The sequence below is a fragment of the Dactylosporangium sp. NPDC005555 genome, from assembly GCF_040605635.1.
In the GTDB taxonomy this organism is placed as follows: domain Bacteria; phylum Actinomycetota; class Actinomycetes; order Mycobacteriales; family Micromonosporaceae; genus Dactylosporangium.
This window is the reverse complement of sequence record NZ_JBEXDG010000045.1, coordinates 1-20,198: the sequence shown is the minus strand read 5'-3', so window position 1 is coordinate 20,198 and position 20,198 is coordinate 1. Positions and strand designations below refer to the sequence as shown.

Here is a 20,198-nt window from a genome sequence, read left to right as displayed (position 1 = left end):
ACCGACGGAGACCCTGGCCGTGGCCATTGAGATCTCGAACCGCCTCGCCAACTTCCTGTACTGGATCACCGGGGAGAAGTGGCCCGGCGCCAACGAGGACAAGCTCTTCAAGCTGGGCAACGCGATGCACGATGCGGCCCAGGGCGTCGAGCAGTCCCACGCGCTGCTCGGCATCGCCGTCCGCCGCGTGCGCGACGGCGTGGGCGGCAACTCGCAGGCGGCGTTCCTGGAAAGCATGAACGCCTATCTCAGGTCGCCCGGCTACGTCGACACCTCCGCGGACTACCTGCGCAAGATCGGCCGGACCGCGCAGGACTCCGGGATGCAGATCCAGTACCAGAAGATGATGATCCTCGGCTCGACGATCGAGATGTTCCTGTCGTTCGTGCTCGCCTTCGCCTTCGCGCTCGGCAACCCCGGCCCGGCGATGGCCTGGCTCGCCGCCCGCATCGCGGTGTTCCGGTTCATCATCCGGTTCCTGTTCGCCCGGCTGATGCTCGCGGCGCTGCTCGTCGTCGGCAGCGAGGCCCTCGTCGAAGGCATAATGGACTCCATCGTCCAGCGGATCCAGCAGCTGCTCGGCACGCGGCGACGCTTCGACGAGCGGCAGTTCTGGCAGTCGGTGCGCGACGGTACGCTCGGCGGGCTGATCGCGGCGGTGCTCGGGCCGGGGTTCGCCAACATCGGCCGGCTGATCTCCAGGGCGCACATCCCGCCCGGCATGTTCCGCGACCCGAACACCCCGACCCCGCGCCTCACCCCGACCCCGACGCCGGACACGCCGCGGCCTACCCCGACGCCGACACCGGACGCACCGCGGCCGACGCCGACGCCGGGTCCGACGCCACCGCGGCCGGCTCCCACCCCGGCGCCGACACCGGGGCCGACACCGTCCCGGCCTGTCCCGACACCGTCCGCGAATCCGCCTCGCCCGACGCCGGTGCCGGTGGGCGCGCGGGACATCCCACGGCCGACCACCCCGCCGACCCGGATCGAGCGCATCCGCAGGGAATCGATCGAGTTCATCGGCGAGGTCGGTGGCGAGGGCGCCACCGAGGTCATCGCCGAGGGCACCGTGGCCGCCGTCAACGGCATGGGTTTCGTCGTCAGCGGCGGCACCGCGACCTCGGGCATCATCAGCGGCGCGGCAGACATCGGCGCGGAGTCCGCCGGGGAGGCGCTCCACCACAGGTTCCAGAGCCACGCCCCCGCCTCCGCCGACCCGCCCACCGCCACCCCCGTGACCCCGACCGCCACGAGCACAACCACCACCGATCCGACCGCGACGACGGCAACCACGAACACGAACACGACCTCGTCCGCCACAAACTCGAACGCCACGACCGCAACCAGCCCGACCACGAACACCCCGACCACGAACAGCACGACCACGAACAGCACGACCACCACCGGCCCGACCACGAACACCCCGACCACGAACAGCACGACCACGAACAGCACGACCACCACCGGCCCGGCCACGAACGGCACGGCCACGAACAGCACGACCACGAACGGCACGACCACCACCACGACCGGTCCAACCACGAACGGCCCGAACGGCCAGACCACCACCGGCCAGAACGCCACCACCACGACCGGCCCGAACAGTCCGAACGCCCCGACCACGGCCGGCCCGAGCGGTACCAACGCCACCACCACGACAGGTCCGGCCGGCTCGACCACGACCGGCCCGTCCGCTGTGGCCGGTCCGCGGGAGGCCGACACCGGACCCGGCGCCCCGGACACGACGAGCACCTCCAACACGAGCGACGGCTCCGACCGTACCGACACCGGCACTGACCAGACCTCCAGTGACGGGGGCGCGGACCGATCGGCGCCGCCCGAAACCAAGGAATCGACCTACTCCCCGCTCGATGACTCACCGTTCGACGATCTGAGGCCGGCCTCGTTCGACGACATCGACTTCTCCGACACCTCGTCGGTCTTCTCCGACACCTCTTCCGTCTACTCGGACTCGTCCGCCGCGGAGACCGACGTCGAACCGTCCGGCGGCACCGGCCCGATCGGCATCTCCCCCGCCACCACCACAGCCGACGGCAGGACGGCCGCGGACACGCACACCACCGCGGAGACGCGCGCCACCCCGGGCCGCGTACACCCGTGGGACCGCGTCGTGCCGGCCGACCCGGCGGCCAAGGTCGCGGCGCTCGACGACTGGATCCGTCAGGCCGAGCAACGCCCCCGCACGACCGGCGAACCCGCGGTCGACTGTGTCCCCCTCGCCTGGGACGTGTTCGCCCAGATGCATGGCCGCCGGGTCAACTCGCTGCCCGGCGACGGCCTGGCCGGCGCCGGCCTCGGCGACGCCGCCCGGACCGGGCCGTCGGTCGCCGACTCGGCCGAACTCCTCCGTGCCCTCGGCGGCAGCACCCCCACCACCAGCGACGGCGACCATGTCCTGGCGTACCTGTCGGACCACCCGGGCGCGATGGCGCTCGTGGTCTCCCGCCCGCAGCGGGACCGCGCACACGTCTACTGGGTCGTCGCGGACGGCCGCGGGTCGCAGGTCGTGCCCCGGTGGGTGGACCCGCAGCAGCCGGGCTCGTTCGACCACGACGCCCGGATGACCAAGGGGGAGACCGCCTTCTGGGCCCGGCAGCTGCGCTCACCCGACTCGCAGATCCTGGTACTGGGCCCGGACGGCCGCCCGGTCGACGTCGGCGCCGGCCGGCACGACGCCGCGACCCGGGGGCTGCTGGACGCGCCCACCGGCATCCGGGCCGCTGGCATGCATTCGAACTGGGGCCAGAACACGCCGGGCTCGGACCGGATCCCGCTGCGGGACCTGCCCACGGACAGATCACCGTCGCGCCCGCGGTCGGGGACGGATCCATGGCGCTTCCGGAACCCGTTCGAGTCGTTGACCCGCCCGTCGACGCCGCGTCCGCTGACGACCGATCCGGTGTCACGATCGCAGACGCCGCATCCGCAGCCCACCGGTCCGGCGGTGGACGGCGCCGTGACCGGGCAACCGGAAGGGACCGTCACACGGCGCGGCTCCCGGTCGCAGACGGACGACACCGGGTTCGACGAGTCGGAGATCCAGGAGGCGGTACGGCGTTCGCGTCACCCCGACCGGCCCGCGGATCAGGGCACCTCCGGGTCGCAGCGCACCGACCTTCCCGCGGCGAGCACGCGACGGGCGTCCCCCGCCGCCGCAGAGACCAGTTCCCCCGACCGGGCACGGACCGTCCGGACCGCCGCCGGCTCTCGCTCGACGTCCGTCGACCGGCGGCTGCTCAGCCGGTCCCGCGCGGGTTCGATCGACACGTCGCGGCCCCGGCAGGATCCGTTCGAAGGTCTCGACTGGCACGAGCGGACAGAGCTCGAGAACGCCGCCCTGGGCGCCCAGGAGCGGGCCGCCCGGTTGCTTCCGGTGATGCAGCAGGTGATCCAGAAGGTGGATCCGGGCCGCAGACAGGTGAGGTTGCTCGATCCGCAGTCCAGCGCCAAGGCCGTGCAGGATCTGGCACGGAAGTTCCGGGACCGGCACGCCAGGGACGGCATCCAGGTCAGGCCGTTCCTCGCCGGGAACAAGGACACCGTCCGGTTCTCCGTGCAGGTGCCTTCCGACACGTACGGCGCGACGGTCGACCGGGTGCTGGCTGAGCTGCAAGCGCAACGGTATTCCGTCCGCGACCGCAGCGAGGACATCCTCAACTTCTGGCGGTCGGGCAACCGGTGGTTCGGGCTGGTCGTGAAGGTGCGGGACCCGGACGGCCAGTTGCTGGAGCTGCAGTTCCACACCGAGGCGTCGTGGCAGTTGAACAAGGACGGGCGCGAGGCCTGGAAGGTCGTGCGCATGAAGAGCCTGCCGTTCTCGGCGCGGGTGGGCTCGTACCTGGAGCTGATGAGACTGGGCCACAGGAGCGGACTGAGCAACCGTCTTCCGGCCGGGCTTGGCCGGTTCCCGGAGAGCAAGGACAAGGGTCTCGAGGCGCTCATCAGGGCAGAGCCGGAGGGCTGGCAGGACTATCTCGACGGGCTCGATGCGACGGACCGGACGTTCTCCCAGGTCGCAGCCGCGTACGATCTGACGACGGCGGACCTGCCCGGCGCGGAGACGCTCGGGCTGCAGGACCGGGCGCACCACCTGACACCGGTGCCGGCGGCACGGGAATCGCCGCTGCAGTCGCTGGTGAACTCCGCGCTGCGCAGCAACCCGCGAGCGCCGGCGGACATCCGGGGCACACCGACCCGCCGGCCGAGGCCGCTGCCGCCGGAGACGGGGACGCACCCGCTCGCGACGGTGGCCGAGCAGCAGCCGGTCGATCCGCTCCAGGACGACCAGGACGTGCTCGACTGGCTCACCGCAGAACAGCGAACCACCTTGGAGCAGGCGGCCCGTGAGGCTGCGGCGCGGGCCGACCGGGTGCTCGCAGAACTGCAGGAGGTGATGAGTGATATCGATCCGACCGGCCAGCGGGCCCAGTTGCTCGGTGCGCAGAACCGGGCCAAGAAGCTCGCCTCGATCGCGCGGAAGTTCCAGGTCCGCCGCCAGACCGACGGCACCGCGCTGGACTCGTTCCTCGAGGACATCCAGGACTCGGTCCGGTTCATGGTGCAGCTGCCCGAGGCCAGTTACGCCACGATGCTCGAGGAGCTGCTGACCGAGCTCAGCCAGCGCGGCTACACCCAGCGCGACAACAACGCCATCCGCAACTTCTGGCGACCCGGCAACCGGTGGTACGGGCTCAACATCACCTTGCAGGACCCCGACGGCAAGCTGCTGGAGATTCAGGTCCCGACCCCGAAGTCGTTCGAGACGGGCGAGCGGACCCACCCGCTCTACGAACGCGTCCGCCGGGGCGACCGGCCGCTGCACGAACGGATCGACGCCTACCTGGAGATCGTCCGGATCAACCGGGACAGCGGCCTGGCCGCCGGTATCCCGGACGGGATCGAATGGCTTCCGGCGAGCCGGGACACCACCTTCGCGGCGTTCGTCGGCCTCCACCGCGGCGCCCGCCCGTCTCCCAAGGGTCTCTCACCGGTGCAGTGGTTGATGTACCTCGAGGAACTGGCGTCGCAGGGGCGGACCTTCTCGGACGTCCTCGCCGGGCACGACCTGACAATGGCGGACATCGGCCTGGAAGGAGTCGACATCCACGATGTCAACGTTCGAGTACCACACACTGGTGCGGAACCCGGCGGCGACGCCGTCGGGACTGATCGCGGCACGACTGTGGACCGGCCCCTTCCAGGCGGTGATCTGGCACGTGCCGACGCGGCGCTGGGTGTACGCACCGGCGACGGCGGCGGAGCGGATCTTCGGCGACGAGTACTCGGAGCTGAGCAGCCCGGCGGACCGGGCAACAGCGGAGCGGGTCGCCCGGGAGTCGCTGAGCAGCGAGCTGCCGGCGGAGGAGGAACTGCTGCGGATCTGCACGGACGGCGCCGCCCGGACGAGACGGTAGCCGCGACCGCGACCGACGAGCCTTCGCGGCTGCGGCCCGAGGACCGCGCGTTCCTGCTCGGCGACGGCAACCATCTGCTGGCCGCGCTGGCCTACACCGACCTCGACGCCATCTCGCAGGGGTTCACGTGGAGCGCTGCGGCGACCAACCGGTTGCGGGAGCTGTCCGACGCGCGGAGCGCCTCGCGGCGGGTGATCAGCACGAGGCGACTGGGGAAGGTCGTGCTGGAGCTTCGCCAGCACCTGGTGGGACGCATCGACGAGCTGACCGCAGAGGACCTCGCCGCGTTCCGCGGCCTGGACAGCACGTTCCTGGCGGCCGTGCGGCACGGCAGCGACACCGGACTGCGGCGCGCGCTGGCCAGCCTGCTGGAGCCCGACGCCCGCCACGACCACTCGGACGCGGGACCGATGCTCATCGGTGCCCTGCTCGGCCGGACGGTCCTCGTGGACGACGGGACGCAGCTGCGCCGGCTGCACCGGGCGGGGACGACCGGCGAGCCGATCCGGCTGTACCGGCGGGTGCAGAGCGGCTCCGGCTTCGCCGACTTCCAGGCATTCGTCGCGCAGCCACCGCCCCGGCCGCAGGTCCCGCCGGTCACCACCCCGGCGGTGCCCGCCGTGCCGCCCCTCGACGCGGCCGACGACCCGCCCATCACCATGCGGTTCGCTCCCCGTAGCTATCAGGCCCTCGCCGCCGGCACCGACCTGGAGGCGCACGCCAGGGATCTCGTCCAGCGGATCACCCGTACGGCCGCCGGCCGGCCGCCGCGGGGCGCGCCGGTGATCGTGACGGTCGAGGGCGACGCCGGCGGCCTCGGGGTCGGGATCGGCAAGTGGAAGATCCCCAGCATGGTGTGGGGGTCGAAGCTGGGCGGGCGGCGGGCCGAGACGGTCGCCACGCTCCTGGAGGCCTCCGTCCAGCGCCAGCTCGCCGAGCAGCGGGGCTCGGACACGCCCATCGTGATCTTCCGGCACCGTACGGCCGCGGAGCCGGCGGACGGCGCCGAGGGCGAGACCCGCGGCGCGGTCACGGTACACGTGGAGATCGGCGACTCGTGGGACGACGGGCGTGAGCGGATCCACCCGGACCTCGCGCCGATACCCGCCGCCGTGCCGGTCGGCACCGGCAGTCTCGAGCAGATCGCGTTCGCCGCCGGCATCCCCGCCCACACGCTGCCCGACCTCACCCGGCTCGTCGAGCGGCTCAGGCGGTTCGCCGCCGAGCACCACGTGCCGGAGACCGCGGAGGCCTGGGACCAGCTCCCCGGCTTCCTCGTCAACAACTACCGGCACCTCGTCGGCGACGGCATGGTCGTCTTCCTCGGCAGCATCGAGGTCCTCGTCCGGCTCGAGCTGACGAACGCCAGGCGGGAGAACGCGCCGCCGGCGGCCGCGGACGGCACGGCCGGCAGCGCCCCGGACGGGCCTGCCGGCCGGGCCGGGCAGATCCGGGCCAACGAGACGATCCACGGCACCTTCCAGGTCGGCGCGCACAGCGAGAGCCACTCCGGACCGACCGGCTGGTTCCGCTTCGGCGGATCGGTGGGCTTCTCGTTCGGCGTGGCCAGCCGCCTGCTGTCGATCCGGCTCGGCGCCGCCTTGCGGTTCGTACGGAACCTCATCAACCGGTCCACCGGCACGGTGCGGGACGCGGAGGTCGGCCGGGTCGAGGACACCCGCGAGGACGCCGCCCTGCTGTCGGCCGACGGGACCTACCACCTGCGGATGCGTGCCGATGCCACCCAGCGGTGGGACGACCGGCCGACGGAGACGATCCGGGCCGCTGAGCGGATCACCCTGTCGATGCCGGAGAAGTACCTGACCCGTGGTGAGCCCGGGCTCGCCGCCCAGCTGGCCGCGGCGACCCGGCCGGACCAGGTGGCACCCGTCGGGGCCGCGGAACGCCTGCCGAGGGTGTTCTACGCCTCGGGCCTGACGAGCCTGCACCTGCTCAGCGACGACATCATCCGGCAGCTTGAGCGCCAGCGCGGCCCGATCCCGATGGGGCATCCACTGCGGGCGTCCGTCTGGCACCGGGTGTCCAATCTGGACACCCACCTGGACAAGGCGGTGAACCGGCACCGCGGCTACGAGTTCTCCCTCGTCGAGAACGGCCGGATCGTCGCGAACGTCCGGGTGCGGACGCGGCGGGTCGGCGAGAGCCGCCCGGTGAGCGCGCCGAGCGACAAGGCGCACGTCGAGGAGGTCCGGACCGCGATCTCCGGCACCACGGCCGGTCAGTCGGTCACGAACGAGGCCAGTCTCGAGCCGAGCCTCGAGTTCCTCGTCGCGCGGGTGCCGAAGCTCAAGTTCGCGGTGAAGGTGCCGTACGTGCGCTGGACCTGGACCAACCGGGACGGCAACAGCGCCGGCCGGCTCGGGCTGTGGGTGCTCGTGTCACGGTACGCGGGCTTCACCTCCGCGTACCAGATGGACTTCGAGCACCAGGCGACCGTGCGGGTCCGTCGGCGTCGTAACGTGCTGGTCAAGGCCCGCGACGGTGTGCGCCGGGCGGTTGCGAGGACCCGGCACGGCCATCCGGGCGCCGCCTACGAGCCGGCGACGATCCGCGGCCGGGCGATGGTCCGGGTGCCCACTGCCGACGCGGTCGCGTACGCCATCGAACCCCCGGTGCCACCGGCGACGACGCTGCCGGTGGTGCCACCGACGACGTTCAAGAACCGGGCGGCACCGGCGGTCCCGCACCACGCCCGCAAGGGCCGCGGCATCGGCATGGGCATCGCGGAGGTGGACCCGGAACTCATCGACAAGCTCGTCGACCGGATCGAACAGGAACTGGACAAGTACGGGTACGTGGTCCGTGACCCGGACGCGCCGTTCGAGCGCGGTTCGTGGTTCAGCCGCAAACGCGACAGCCAGGTCAGCAACGGCGCGCTGCTGCGCAAGCTGCTGTCGACGCAGGCGTTCGACTCGAACTTCGACGGCATCCACCAGGACGGTTTCCCGATCACCCTGCGCAAACGGCACACCGGCTGGTTCACGTTCTTCCGGGTCCGCTCGGCCCGCGTGACGATCACCGCCCGGCCCCGCCAGGTGATCGTGCCCGCCGACGGGACGGCCCGGGCGGGCGTCGCCCCCGAGATGTTCGAGGACCCGACCGCCAATCCCCGGTTCACCAAGGAACATCAGATCGTCAACCTCTCGATGGGGCTGGACTCCGGTGGGTCGTCCGCCGGTGGCGGGCAGGGGTTCGCCGCCGGTGCGAAGCTGCGGTTCCTGCCGACCGACAAGGGCAAGCAGCTGCAGGGTGCCGGCATCGGCGTGGAATGGGACAGGGGCATCAGCGGCGACGAGTCCGTCAACCACGTCAGCAACATGCCACGGCTGATGGAGTACACGGGCGAGCTCACCGAGTTCGACGTGACGAGCGAGTACCGGGTCGGCATCGACCACGACCTGTCATTCCTGCAGCGTCTCATGCGGCGCTTCCAGCGGCAATCCGTCGCCGGCCGGCTGCCGGCCTCGATCCCGCCGATCACGAGCACGGCGACGGTGCGTGTCGTGCCCGCGTTCAACACGAAGGAGTCGCACAAGCCGCCACCGGTCGAGCCGACCGTCAAGACCACGCCGGCCTCGGTCTTCGACAACGCCGCAGTGTCCTATCTGGACGTCACCGGGCTGTTGCCGACGGCCCGACGCTGGATGGCGAAGATGGCCAGGCCCGGGGGCACCGCGGACGAGGAGATCTCCACCTTCCTCAACCAGGCACAGGTCCAGGCCCACTTCCGCGAGGCGCTCGGGGGATACACCACCGACACGTTCTTCGAGTCGCAGTTCTTGCGGGACAAGCACCGGATCGTCTCGCTGAAGGCCGAACCGTCCGAGTCGCAGTTCGTCGGCGCGACCGACGACCCGTTCGTGCTCGGCCTGATCAAGCTCTCCCTCACCCAGGCCGGTCAGTCGACCAGCCGGCGCTCCGGCATCTCAGGCACGCCGCTGGACGTCGGCGCCGGCGGCGATCCCGGGCGGTCCGACATCACCGGGCTGAGCGGGTCGGGGAACCACTCGATGCGCAAGGGCCGCAGCCGCGAGCGCTCGACCAAACAGACCGGTGGCCGCGAGTCGCTGGAGCTCAACTTCCAGCGGGCGTACGCCTTCCGCGCGCCCGTGCGCTATGTGCTGCGCATCGGCAAGGCCAAACGAGCGAAGCTCTGGCCGAACAGCAACTACGTCCCCGTCGAGTACGGCATCGACAGCGCCGAGCCGATGATCTACCTGCTGTCGGAGCCGGACGCGCTCGAGCACTACGCGAAGGGCGACGTGCCGCTCGACGCTGACCAGCTCCTCGACCTGCTGACCAGGTGGACCAGCGGCGAGCTCGGGATCTCCCACGAGCTCATGGCCCGCGTCCTCGCCCGCTGGCGGCACGACGGCAGCCTGGGGGACGCGCATCGCGAACTGCTGCAGGACGCCGCACGCGACCTCGCCCGCGGCTACCCATGGGCGGACCGCCGGATGTCGGACGATGCGGTCGAGAAGTTCCGTAGCGCCTTCGACATCGACCTGACGCCCGTGGACGAGCGCCGCCGGCTGGGTGTGCCGCCGTTCCTGCGCTCGGGGGACCATGCCTCGCTCGGTCACAGCGGCGTCCACTCGCTCACCCTCGAGGACGACGTGAAGCTGTCCGACATGGTCGCCGACGCCGTCAACGGTGTCGTGCCGGGCCTGCTGGGCCGCAAGCACGGCACGATCCCGCGGTACGCCGACAAGCTCCGCCAGCGATGGTGGCACCGGCGGCCGCAGACCGCGCCGTACGTGGGGCGGCTGCAGGGCGGCCGCGACTACGTCCAGGCGGTCCTCGACGGTGGCCGCGACCAGCCGCTGCTCGAGCAGCTCCTGGGCCCGGACGGGGTCACGTTCACGTTCGCCGACCCGCACGCCTGGTTCGGCCAGGACATGGTCGAGGCGAAGCTCACCGCCCGGATCACCGATCCGCCGAAGTTCGGCGACTACGTGCGGGGCAGCGGCCTGGAGACCTACCGGCACCGGTACGTGGAGCGCCGCGAGGCGACCCGCCGGCAGTTCACCCGTGGCACCTCGTTCGGGTTCAAGGGCACCATCGACGACCGGCCCGACCCGAATCGGACGCCTGAGCAGGCGGCTGACGCGGCGCGCCGCGACACGGAGCAGAAGGTGACCGGCGGTCCCGGCGTCAGATGGGCCGAGGGGGTGAGCCGCAGCCGGGCGACCACGGAACAGTTCACCTACGAGTCGACGATCTACGACTGGGGCAACTACTACCGGGCCGAGGCGGGCGTCGAGTTCACCGTCGAGGTGCGGCGGGTGAAGCTCGGCGGCCGCCGGATCGCCAACTGGCTGACGTTCAAGGTCATCGCCCGGTTCCGTGCCCTGCACACCGACGGTCCGCTGGTGCGCGGGGCTCTCATGGTGCCGGTCAACACCGTCCGGGTGCTGGGCGCCGTCCTGCGCGACGCCGGCAGGCGGCTGACCCGGCCGGTCCTCGCACAGTTCCGGGAACCGCCGGCGCGCGTGGTGGACCCGCCCGCCGCCCGGACGGTCGCGGGCACGGTGACACTCAAGATCCCGAAGAGCGTCGCGGAGGCCCGGCCGATGGCGCCGCCGACCGGTCTGCGGGCCGCGCTCAACCCGGCGCGGCTGCCCGAGGACTTCTTCGTCGACGCCGTGCAGCTCGAAGGTGCCGAAGCCGCCGGCCGCAGCCTGCTCGGCGCGATCTTCGAACGGCCGGTCAAGTGGAACCGGTGGTGGCCGTCGCGGTGGGTGACCCGCCCCGGGTACCACACGAGCGCGTCCGTCCGGGCCCTGACGACCCGGGACATGCTCGCGGCGAACCTCATCCCCGCTGCGCTCAACCCCGACGGTGTACGGCTCGCCACCGGGGCCTTCGTGCCGGGGCACTCGAGCCGGCGGGCGGACCTGACACTGCACGGCCGGCTCGAGGACATGGAGGTCATCTCCGAGCTCGACGGCACCGGCACCGGCCGGTACGTGAAGTACCAGCAGGGCGTGAGCGCCTCGACCTCGCACGACACGCCGTACCTCGGGCTGGGTGTCGACGCGGGCGGCCCGGCCAAGCTGACGGTCACCGACAACGCCAACCCGAGCGAGTCCTACGGCGCGCACCGCACCGAGGGCGACACCGACCTCAGCCGGCAGGCGCCGAAGTCGCACACCAGCACGCACGCCGACGCGCACCGCCGCGAGGAGCACGTCAAGCAGCAGGGACCGGCTGTGCTCGTCCGGCTGCACGGCAGATACCGCCTCGAGGGCCAGAAACGGGTCGTGCACTGGTGGCGGCCGACCTCGATCGGCCGGCAGCGCTCCAGCGACGAGTTCAGCGGCGACGTGTACGTGGCGATGTTCAAGGCCGACTACGAGGCCCTTGTCGCCGACCAGCGACGCGCGGAGTTCGGCCGGAAGGAGGGCACCGGCGAACGCGGCCGCCCGCCGGTCGCGCACGACGGTTCACCGGCCGTGGACCTGGCCGCGGCCGCCGCGGTCGTCGGACCGGACGCCGGCTCGCGGGCCCCGGCCGACCGGCCGGACCAGGTCCTGCGGGCCCAGGTGCGTGAGGTCGCCCGGCAGGTGCGCACGGCACCGGACGACGTCGTCGTCGCCCGGGCGCCGTCCCGCGCGGAGACGGCCGAGCAGTTCACCCGGACCCTCGACACCTGGGCCGCCGGTCACCTCACGTATGCGCAGATCGCCGCGGTCCGCGCCGCGCACCGGGCCGATCCCGGCGGGCGGAGCCTGATCGAGCTGATGACCGAGGCCGTGAACCTCGCCGCCCCGGCGCCCGCGACCGGCGACGGCACGACCCGCCCCCGGCACGTACCGCCGCTGCTGGCGCACCTGCAGCAGGATCCGTTGCGGGTCGCCCGGGCACTCGCCCGCGAGCTGCAAGCCCCGGTCGAGCTGCGGCTGGGCCCTGACGACGCGCCGACGGAGCGGTACAGCGTGGCACCCGACGGCTGGTACATCCGGCTGCGCCCGAACCTGGGCAGCACGGTGCCGATGGGATCGGAGAGCCTCGTCGACGGCCTGCCGGATCACGTGATCGACGAGGCGGTGCGGCTCGGCATCGGCCGGGACGAGCTGATCGGGGTGCTCGACAACCGCCGGAGGTCCTTCACCGATGCGGTGCAGGACGCGGAAGACTACGTCCGGACCCGCAGCGCGGCACCGGCGGTCGCTTCCCTGCCGTTGACGTTCCACCAGCGGCGGGCGCTGACCGCCCGCCGGGTCGAGGCCCTGGAGCAGGCGCCGGGCCGGGACTCCTGGCTCCACGCGCTGATCACGACCGCGCAGCACCAGCCCGCCCCGTCGGCCACGGTCCGGAGGATCGCGGAACTGACGCCCACCGAGCTGCGCACGATCGTCGCGCAGCGGCGCGGGGTGCCGGACGACACGCCGCTGCCGCCGTGGCCGGACCTGGCGACGCTGCTGGGCATCGAGGTGGTGACGGTGGCCGGTGACGGGACGGCGACGACCGACGGGCTCCGCACGGGCGGGCCGCTCGTGCTGCTCGAGGTCGGCGACGACGAGTACCGCCCGACCGGACCGGCCGCCGGGACCGCGCCCGATCCCAGCACCAAGCCCGATCCCAGCACCAAGCCCGATCCCAGCACCGCGCCCGATCCGAGCACCGTGTCCCCACCCAGCACGGCGCCGCCACCCGCACCCAGCACGACGGCGCCGGCCGCACCCAGTACGGCGGCGCCGGCCGCGAAGACCAGGCAGCGCGGGAGGGCCGTCACGTTCGGCCCCGACACGGTGCTCACCGGCCAGCCGACGACCTCCCCCGTGGCGCCGGCGGCAAGCACCTCCACCGGCACACCGCGCAGCGCCCTCAGGGCCACGCCGGCGGGCACCCCCAAGAGCCCGCCGGTGTCCCTCCCGACGACGACCCGCCCCCTCAGCCGCACCCTCACGGATCTCGGCTCCGATCAGCGCGAGCTGGATCGTCAGTACGAGGACGTGCAGACCCGGCTCGTGGAGTACATCTCGAACAACCCCAACACGGACGTCAGGATGCGGCTCGTGACGAGCTACACGTCACAGCGCACCGGCACGAGCATCGCCCAGACCCGGGAGCTCACCGACATCCTGCGGGAGATGCTCGGCGACTACGAGCGCGCGGACCGACGCCGGGATTCGGTCCTGCGCCTGCAGGCGCGAGCCGACTCCGCGATGCCGTCGCGTCGATCCGACGGGCCGGATCCGGCCGGACAGAGCCCGGCCGACCGGCGGCAGGACCGGCGCGACGCCGAGCGGGAGCTGCGCAACTACATCGAGGGCCATCCCACTGGCGGGCAGCAGCGGCTGCTCACCTTCGACGGATACGTCCGCGACCAGAGCGTGGGCGACGCCGAGCGGACCCGCAGGCTGCGTCGCAAGCTCGCCGAGTACCAGCGCGAGGACGCACCCGGCAGGCCGCAGCCGACGTGGCCGGACTGGGCGTACGAGGACCCGCGGGATCCGCTGGGCCTGCGCAATCCGACCCCCGCTCAGCAGCAGGAACTGGAGAACCTCGACCTGCGGACGGGATGGGTGAACGCCGACGGCAACTGCGCCTTCGCCGCGGCGCTCAAGACGGTCACACCGGACCGGGTGACCGAGGCCGCCCAGCTGGTCGCCGCGCAGATCGGCCTCCCACCACCGGGCCGTATCGACGACGCGCTGCGGCTGCGGACGGTCCTCGCCGACGTGGTGGACCGTACGATGACCGACCACACCGCGAGAAGCCGGCTGAACCTGCGCCATCTCGCCATCCACCGCGACGCCCACCAGCTCGACGGCGTGGACTTCGAGTACGAGCCCGGCACGGCAGGCGACGAGGCGGACGGCACGGTGATCACCGTCAGCAGGTTCGCCGAAGAACTGCGGCAGGACGGGACGTACGCATCCGCGTCAGGGGATCACTTCCTGTGGACGCTGAGCCGGTTCTTCACCTGGGCGAGCCAGCTCTCGACGGCGGCCGGCGGCACGCTCGACGTCGCGCTGTACGGGATGACGCCACAGGGGACCCTGTACCCCGCTGACAGCGACGACATCCGCTGGACGGACGTCATCGTGCTTGTCCAGGAGCACTTCCTGCCCACCCGGGCCCGGTCGGACGCCGACGATGCCGCCGCCTACGAGGGGGAAGCCGCCTACGAGGGGGAACAGGTCGGGACCGGCGCAGACGACACGACGGTCCTCACCGCCCGGGTGGAGTTCGACCTGCCACTGCCGCCGGCCCCGCCCGTGCACCGGGACACGGCGCGGCTGCGGGCCGAGATCGACGCGGCGACGCGCCGGGTCCCCGATCTGGACGCGCAGGTGGCGGCGGCGGTCGCGGGCAATGGCGAGGCCGGTGCACACGCGCACGCCGCGTGGCGGTCGTTCGTGGACAGTCTGTCCGCGCTGCACGGCCGCGTCGGTGGGACGGAGTCGACGACCCGTGCCGAGTTCGGCAACGTCCTGCTCGCCTACAGCCTCGCCTTCGAGCGGCTGGCGGCCCTGGGGACGGTCCTGCCGGCGAGCCGCCGCCTGGTCGAACCGGACCAGCCGGTGGCGATGCGACAGCCCGAGGAGGCCGAGACGGACGGCGATCCGGAGCAGGGGGCGATCGTCGTCACCGCGGACCCGGGTGGGGGCTGGGTCGCCCGGGCCCGGGACCTGACCACCACCCGGATCAAGGAGTTCCGGGCCGCCGACCGAGCGTCCGCGCTCGCCGCGGCCCGGACCGACCGCGACAGCGCGTTGCAGGAGCTGACCCGCGACGTCAACGCCCACGCCGACGTCGCCGCGTGGCGCACCGCCCGCGGCGCTGAGCGGCTCGGCACCGACGAGGTCGACGCGCACTGGAGGACCCTCCTGGCCGAGGGGTCGCACCGGCTGCACAACGTCCGTGACCACGTCGCCGCCATCGCCGCGCTGGTCGTCAACGACGGCCGGCCGGTGCGGATGCGCGGCGGGGCCGAGGGCACCGAGAGCGAACTGCGCAACCTCGTCCTGCAGGCCGACCCGGGCCACGAGGTCCCGGACAAGGGCACGGTGCTCGTGCGGCACCCGCTGCTGCACATCACCGTGGACTCGATCGAGCACTTCCGCACGAAAGACGACCGGTGGCATGACTCGTTCCCAGCACCTGCGGACGAGTCGGCCGGCGACTACGGCATCTACCCCGGCCTGGAGGTCGTCACGGTGCCGGCCGCGGTGCTGCCCGGCGAGGCCGCGAACCGTCCCGGGTGGGGCGAGATCGCGGCGGTGCTCGACGACGTCCTGCGCCGCGTGTACCGGGCGGCGGACGAGCCGGACGGGCTGCCCCTCACCGAGGCGTTCCGTGACGCCCCCGGCTTCGTCGTCGAGGACGCGGCGGCGGGGTTGCGGCTCTTCGACCCCGATCCTCGCCGGGAGCCCACGCTGCACCTGCACCTCACCGTCGGGGCGGGTCTGGTGCACGGGCTGCACGCGCTCATGACCTGGCTCAACACCCCCGGGCGGGCGCCGGCGCACGGCGGTGTCGACACCCGGCTCGCCGAAGGGGCCGCCTTCGGTGACGACGTCGCCGCGTACTACCTGTCCACCATCGGCCGGCCGCTGCGCGCGGACCTGGTGGATCTCGCCCCGGACCCGGCCACGGTGGAGTCGCTGCGCGGGTTCGCCGCCCTCGTCTACACGCAGGTGGCGGCCCGGCTGGACTGGCACGACGACGAGGTGCTGCTGAAGTCGATGGTCCTGGTGGCGGCCCGGACCTCGTTCACGCACATGCGCGCGGCACTGCCCGAACGCGTCCGGCGGTTCCTCGACGGCCACGACGAGCAGTTCCGCGACCTGTTCAGGCGGCGTTACCTCGCGAGCCGGCCCGAGGTCAGCGAAGGGCGCGGCAATGCCCTCAGCCGGCCCTCGGCGGGCCGGGAGCACCAGGACACCGACCCGTTGTTCGACCTGGTCCCGTTGTCCGATCGGCCGACGCACGGGGAGTACCTCGACAACGCCCTGCGGGAGACGCCGGGGCGGGTGGTCCACCAGGACGAGGGGCTGGGTATGACGGCCGGAACACATCGCGGCCTCGACGGCACGCTCGGCCCCGACCGGCTGCTGGCGTTGCTCGAGATCCGCTTGTTCCGTTCGTCCGCCGCGGCCCGGCGGGAGAGCCTGGACGAGTACTTCCACGAGGTCGCCGCGGTCGTCGACGCCGCCTACCGCCGCGAGCACGGCCCGGCGGCCGGTGGTGAGGGTACGCCGGCAGGCTCGTGGACCACGGTCGCCTACCGGCTCATCGATGATCTGCGAACCCTCCATGGTCGAGCCGGACACGGGCTCCCCGCGTTCGGCACAGACGACGAGTTCGCCGCCGTCCTGGGCCGGATCCGGGCCGTCGCCCCGATCACCGATCCGGCGCCGGTGACGTGGAGCCCGGACGTGGCCGCCCTCGTCACCGCGCTGGAGCGGCTCCGTGACGCCGCCCGTCGGACCGGACCTGGCCGGGCTGAGGAACAGCACGCAGTCGCGGACCTCGGCCGGGTCATCGACACGCTTCGGCGGACCGGTCCGGCCGGCGGCGTCGATCCGCCCGCCGTCACGGAGGTCGGCGACCTGATCCCGTTCACCGAGGGAAGCGCACGGGAGACCGCCGCCTGGGACGGATTGCCCGGGCTGGCCGAGCGGATCCTCGCCCGCGCGACGCAGGTGCACCGGGGCGGCGGCACGGGCCTCGTCGTCACCGTCGACGGCGGGGGCAACGGAGGACGGTTCAGCGCCGGGGCGGAGACCGCCGGCCGGCGGCGCGCCCGCACGATCGCCGACACGCTGCGGCCGCTGCTGGGTGCCGGCGGGCTGCCCGCAGGGTTCATCACGTTCGCGGAGACCAGCAGGGGCGGCGCGCTGCCGTTCATCCGGCGGGACGGTCTCAGCGACGACGCGCTGCGGCGGTCCGTCTTCGTCTCGACCAGGCCGCGTGGTGCGGACGGCACCGGACGGTCCGCGGACACGTCGGCGGGCCGGTCGCGGCCCCCGCTGAGCCGGTCGCTCGCGCTGCAGCAGCAGCGCCGCGACGAGTACGCGGCCCTGGAGCAGGAGCTGCGGGACTACGTCGCCGGCCGTCCCGCGGCGACGGCCCGTCTGATGGAGGTGGAGCAGGTCCTGGCGGCGCACCCGGGCCGCGCCGACGAGCTCCGCCGGCTGTTGCTGCGGTACCGGCAGGAGGACGTCGCGATGCGGGGATCGCAGTGAACCGATCGGCCGTGGCAGACGTTGTGTCACGGACACCATGCGCCACCGGAACGAGGGGGAACGGTTGACCAGTCCGGCTCCGCTTCCGGCCGCGGCGTTCCCGCCGGCGCCCCGATCGGCGAGGGTCAACGAGACGCCTGAGACGCTGGGGTCGCACGCGAGCGTGCTCGACCCGGGTCGGTGGGCGAACCGCTGGACCGGGCTGGCGGGGCCGCTCGAAGTACCCGCGGCCCCCAGCCCGCCGCCGGCGCCGCCCGCGCCGTCGCTCCCGCCGGAGCCCTCAGCCGTCGTCGCGGCGTCGCAGGACGTGCCGCAGTGGGTGGACCCGGCCGGGTGGGGCGCCGAGGACCGGGCCCTGCTGCGCCGTGCGCTGGTCGACCGGTACGACGCCTATGCCCGGGTGGTCACCCGCACCCTCGCCGAGGAACCCGGGCTTCGGGCCGCCGGCGGGGGCCGGGACCTCGTCACCGACCTGGTGGCGTTGTGCGCGTACACGGCCGAGCGGCAGGCGGTGAACGACATCCTGCGTGGGGTCGCCGACGGCCCGGCCGGTGCCTACAGCCTGATCGCCCGGGGCGCGTCGAGCGGGCTGTGCCGCCTGCCGACGGTCATCGGCCCGGTCTACGCCGCGAGTGACGCGGCGGTCGGCGCCGACTACCGGGCCGGGGACGAGCTCGTTGAGCCTGGGTTCGTCGACGTCCGGCTGACCGGTGGCGGCGAACCAGGTGCCACCGTCGAGTACGTCATCTGGTCGGTGAGCGCGCGGCGCGTCGACCGGTTCACGCCGGAGGCGCAGCCGGCCGCGACGTTCCCGCCGGGCAGCCGGTTCGCGGTCCTCGCCGTCGACGAACCCGCCGCCGAAGGGCCGCTGCGGGTGCTGCTGAGCGACCGTACGGGCGAGCGCCCCGCGGCCGGCGAGCGGTGGGGCGAGATGCTGCAGCGGCTGCGCCGCGGTGCCGCCGCCGGTGGTGCGGGTCCCGGCCGGCTGGGTGCGCCGCTCGGCCTGGACCGCTGGGGTCACCCGTTCACAGCGACGTCCCGGCCCACATCCGTGCCAGTCACCAGCGGAGGTCCGCGGCCATGAATCAGCGTGTGGTGTCGGTGTCGCGTACCGAACCGGACGGGTTGCCACGCATCGCCGACGCCCTGGCGGTCGCCGGGCCGGGTGCGACGATCGTGCTGCAGCCGGGCGTCTACCGCGAGGAGCTGCGGCTCATCGGCGACGTCACGCTCACCGCGGAGGACGGGCCGGGCACCGTGACGCTCCGCGCGCCGGACGGTGTCGCCGTGTTCGTCGGCGGCGGTGCGGTGACCCTGCGCGGCATCACGATCGCGGGAGGCAGCGACACGTACCCGGCGATCCAGGTCAGCGGCGGCGAGCTGACGATGGTCGACTGTGAGCTGCGGGCCGACGGCCTGGTCGGGCTGCACGTGCGGGGCAGCCACGTCGAGGTGCGCAACTGCGTGGTGGAGAGCCGTTCCGGCGCCGGTCTGCTGCTGGAGCAGGGGATGACGGGGACGTTCCGGTCGAGCACGGTCCGCGACTGCGGCGGGCCGGGGATCGTGATCGCCACCGGCGCCGATCCGCAGCTCATCGACTGCGTGGTCACCGGCGGGCAGGGGCCGGGGGTGCTGTCCACCCGCGACGGTCGCGGCAGCCTCGTCGACTGTGACCTTTCCGCGGTCGCCGGGCCGGCGGTGGCCGTTGAGGAGGGTGGCATGGTCCACCTGCGACGGACGACCATCCACGACGGCGACGGGCCGGGAATCGTCGCCACCGGGGGTGCGCCCGTGTTCGAGGACTGTCTCGTGCGCGACGTCGGCGGGCACGGGGTCGTGATCGCCGGGGACGCCGATCCGACGCTGGCGCGGTGCCGGATCGAGGGCACCGGCGGGCACGCGGTGTTCGCGCTCGGCAACGGCACCGGCCGGCTCGTCGACTGCCGGTTCGCGGAGTCCGCCGTCGCGGTGCTCGCGTTCACCGACACCGCCACGTCCACATTGGACAAATGCGTCGTCGAGGGTGCGGGCGACGTCGCCGCGCTCTTCGACGGCACGGCCGGTGGCACGCTCGTGCGGTGCGAGGTGCGCGGCGGCCGGACCGGCGTGCTGGTCCGCGGCGGCGCCGACCCGCTGATCGAGGAGACCCTCATCGCCGGCTGCGTCGAGTACGGCGTGCAGAGCATCGACGGCGCGCGCGGCACGGTCCGCAACTGCACCGTCGAGGACTACGGCGTGGCCGGAGTCCGGGTCACCGGTGCGCGGCTGGCGGTCACCGACTCGCGGCTGCGCGGCGGCCGGCACGGCCTGGTCGTCGCCGCCGGCGGGCATGCGACGGTCGACGCCTGCGAGATCGGCGCGGCGAGCGTGGCCGGTGTCCTGGTCGAGCCGGCCGGCGAGCTACAGCTGCGCCGGAGCCGGGTGCGGGGCGGCGCCGCCGCCGGGGTGCGGTTCGCGGCCGGTTCCCGGGGCACGCTCAGCCGGTCCGAGGTTTTCGACAACGGCGGCGACGGCGTGCTGCTCGAGACCGCCGAAC

At 73.1% G+C, this 20,198-nt stretch carries 3 protein-coding genes; all 3 read left to right on the top strand.

What is annotated here, in order from left to right; translation table 11 throughout:
* Nucleotides 1-19 precede the first annotated feature (19 nt).
* Complete coding sequence (locus ABZS58_RS36240) at nucleotides 20-17,662, top strand: hypothetical protein (protein WP_354787795.1); 17,643 nt, start codon at nucleotides 20-22, stop codon at nucleotides 17,660-17,662.
* Nucleotides 17,663-17,726: 64 nt separating this feature from the next.
* Nucleotides 17,727-18,746 carry a hypothetical protein gene (locus ABZS58_RS36235; protein WP_354787794.1) on the top strand — a complete coding sequence of 340 codons (1,020 nt, stop codon included), beginning with the start codon at nucleotides 17,727-17,729 and terminating at the stop codon, nucleotides 18,744-18,746.
* On the top strand, nucleotides 18,743-20,198 hold a 1,456-nt coding region (locus ABZS58_RS36230; RefSeq protein WP_354787793.1), incomplete at its 3' end, for a right-handed parallel beta-helix repeat-containing protein. The genes ABZS58_RS36235 and ABZS58_RS36230, both read left to right, overlap by 4 nt.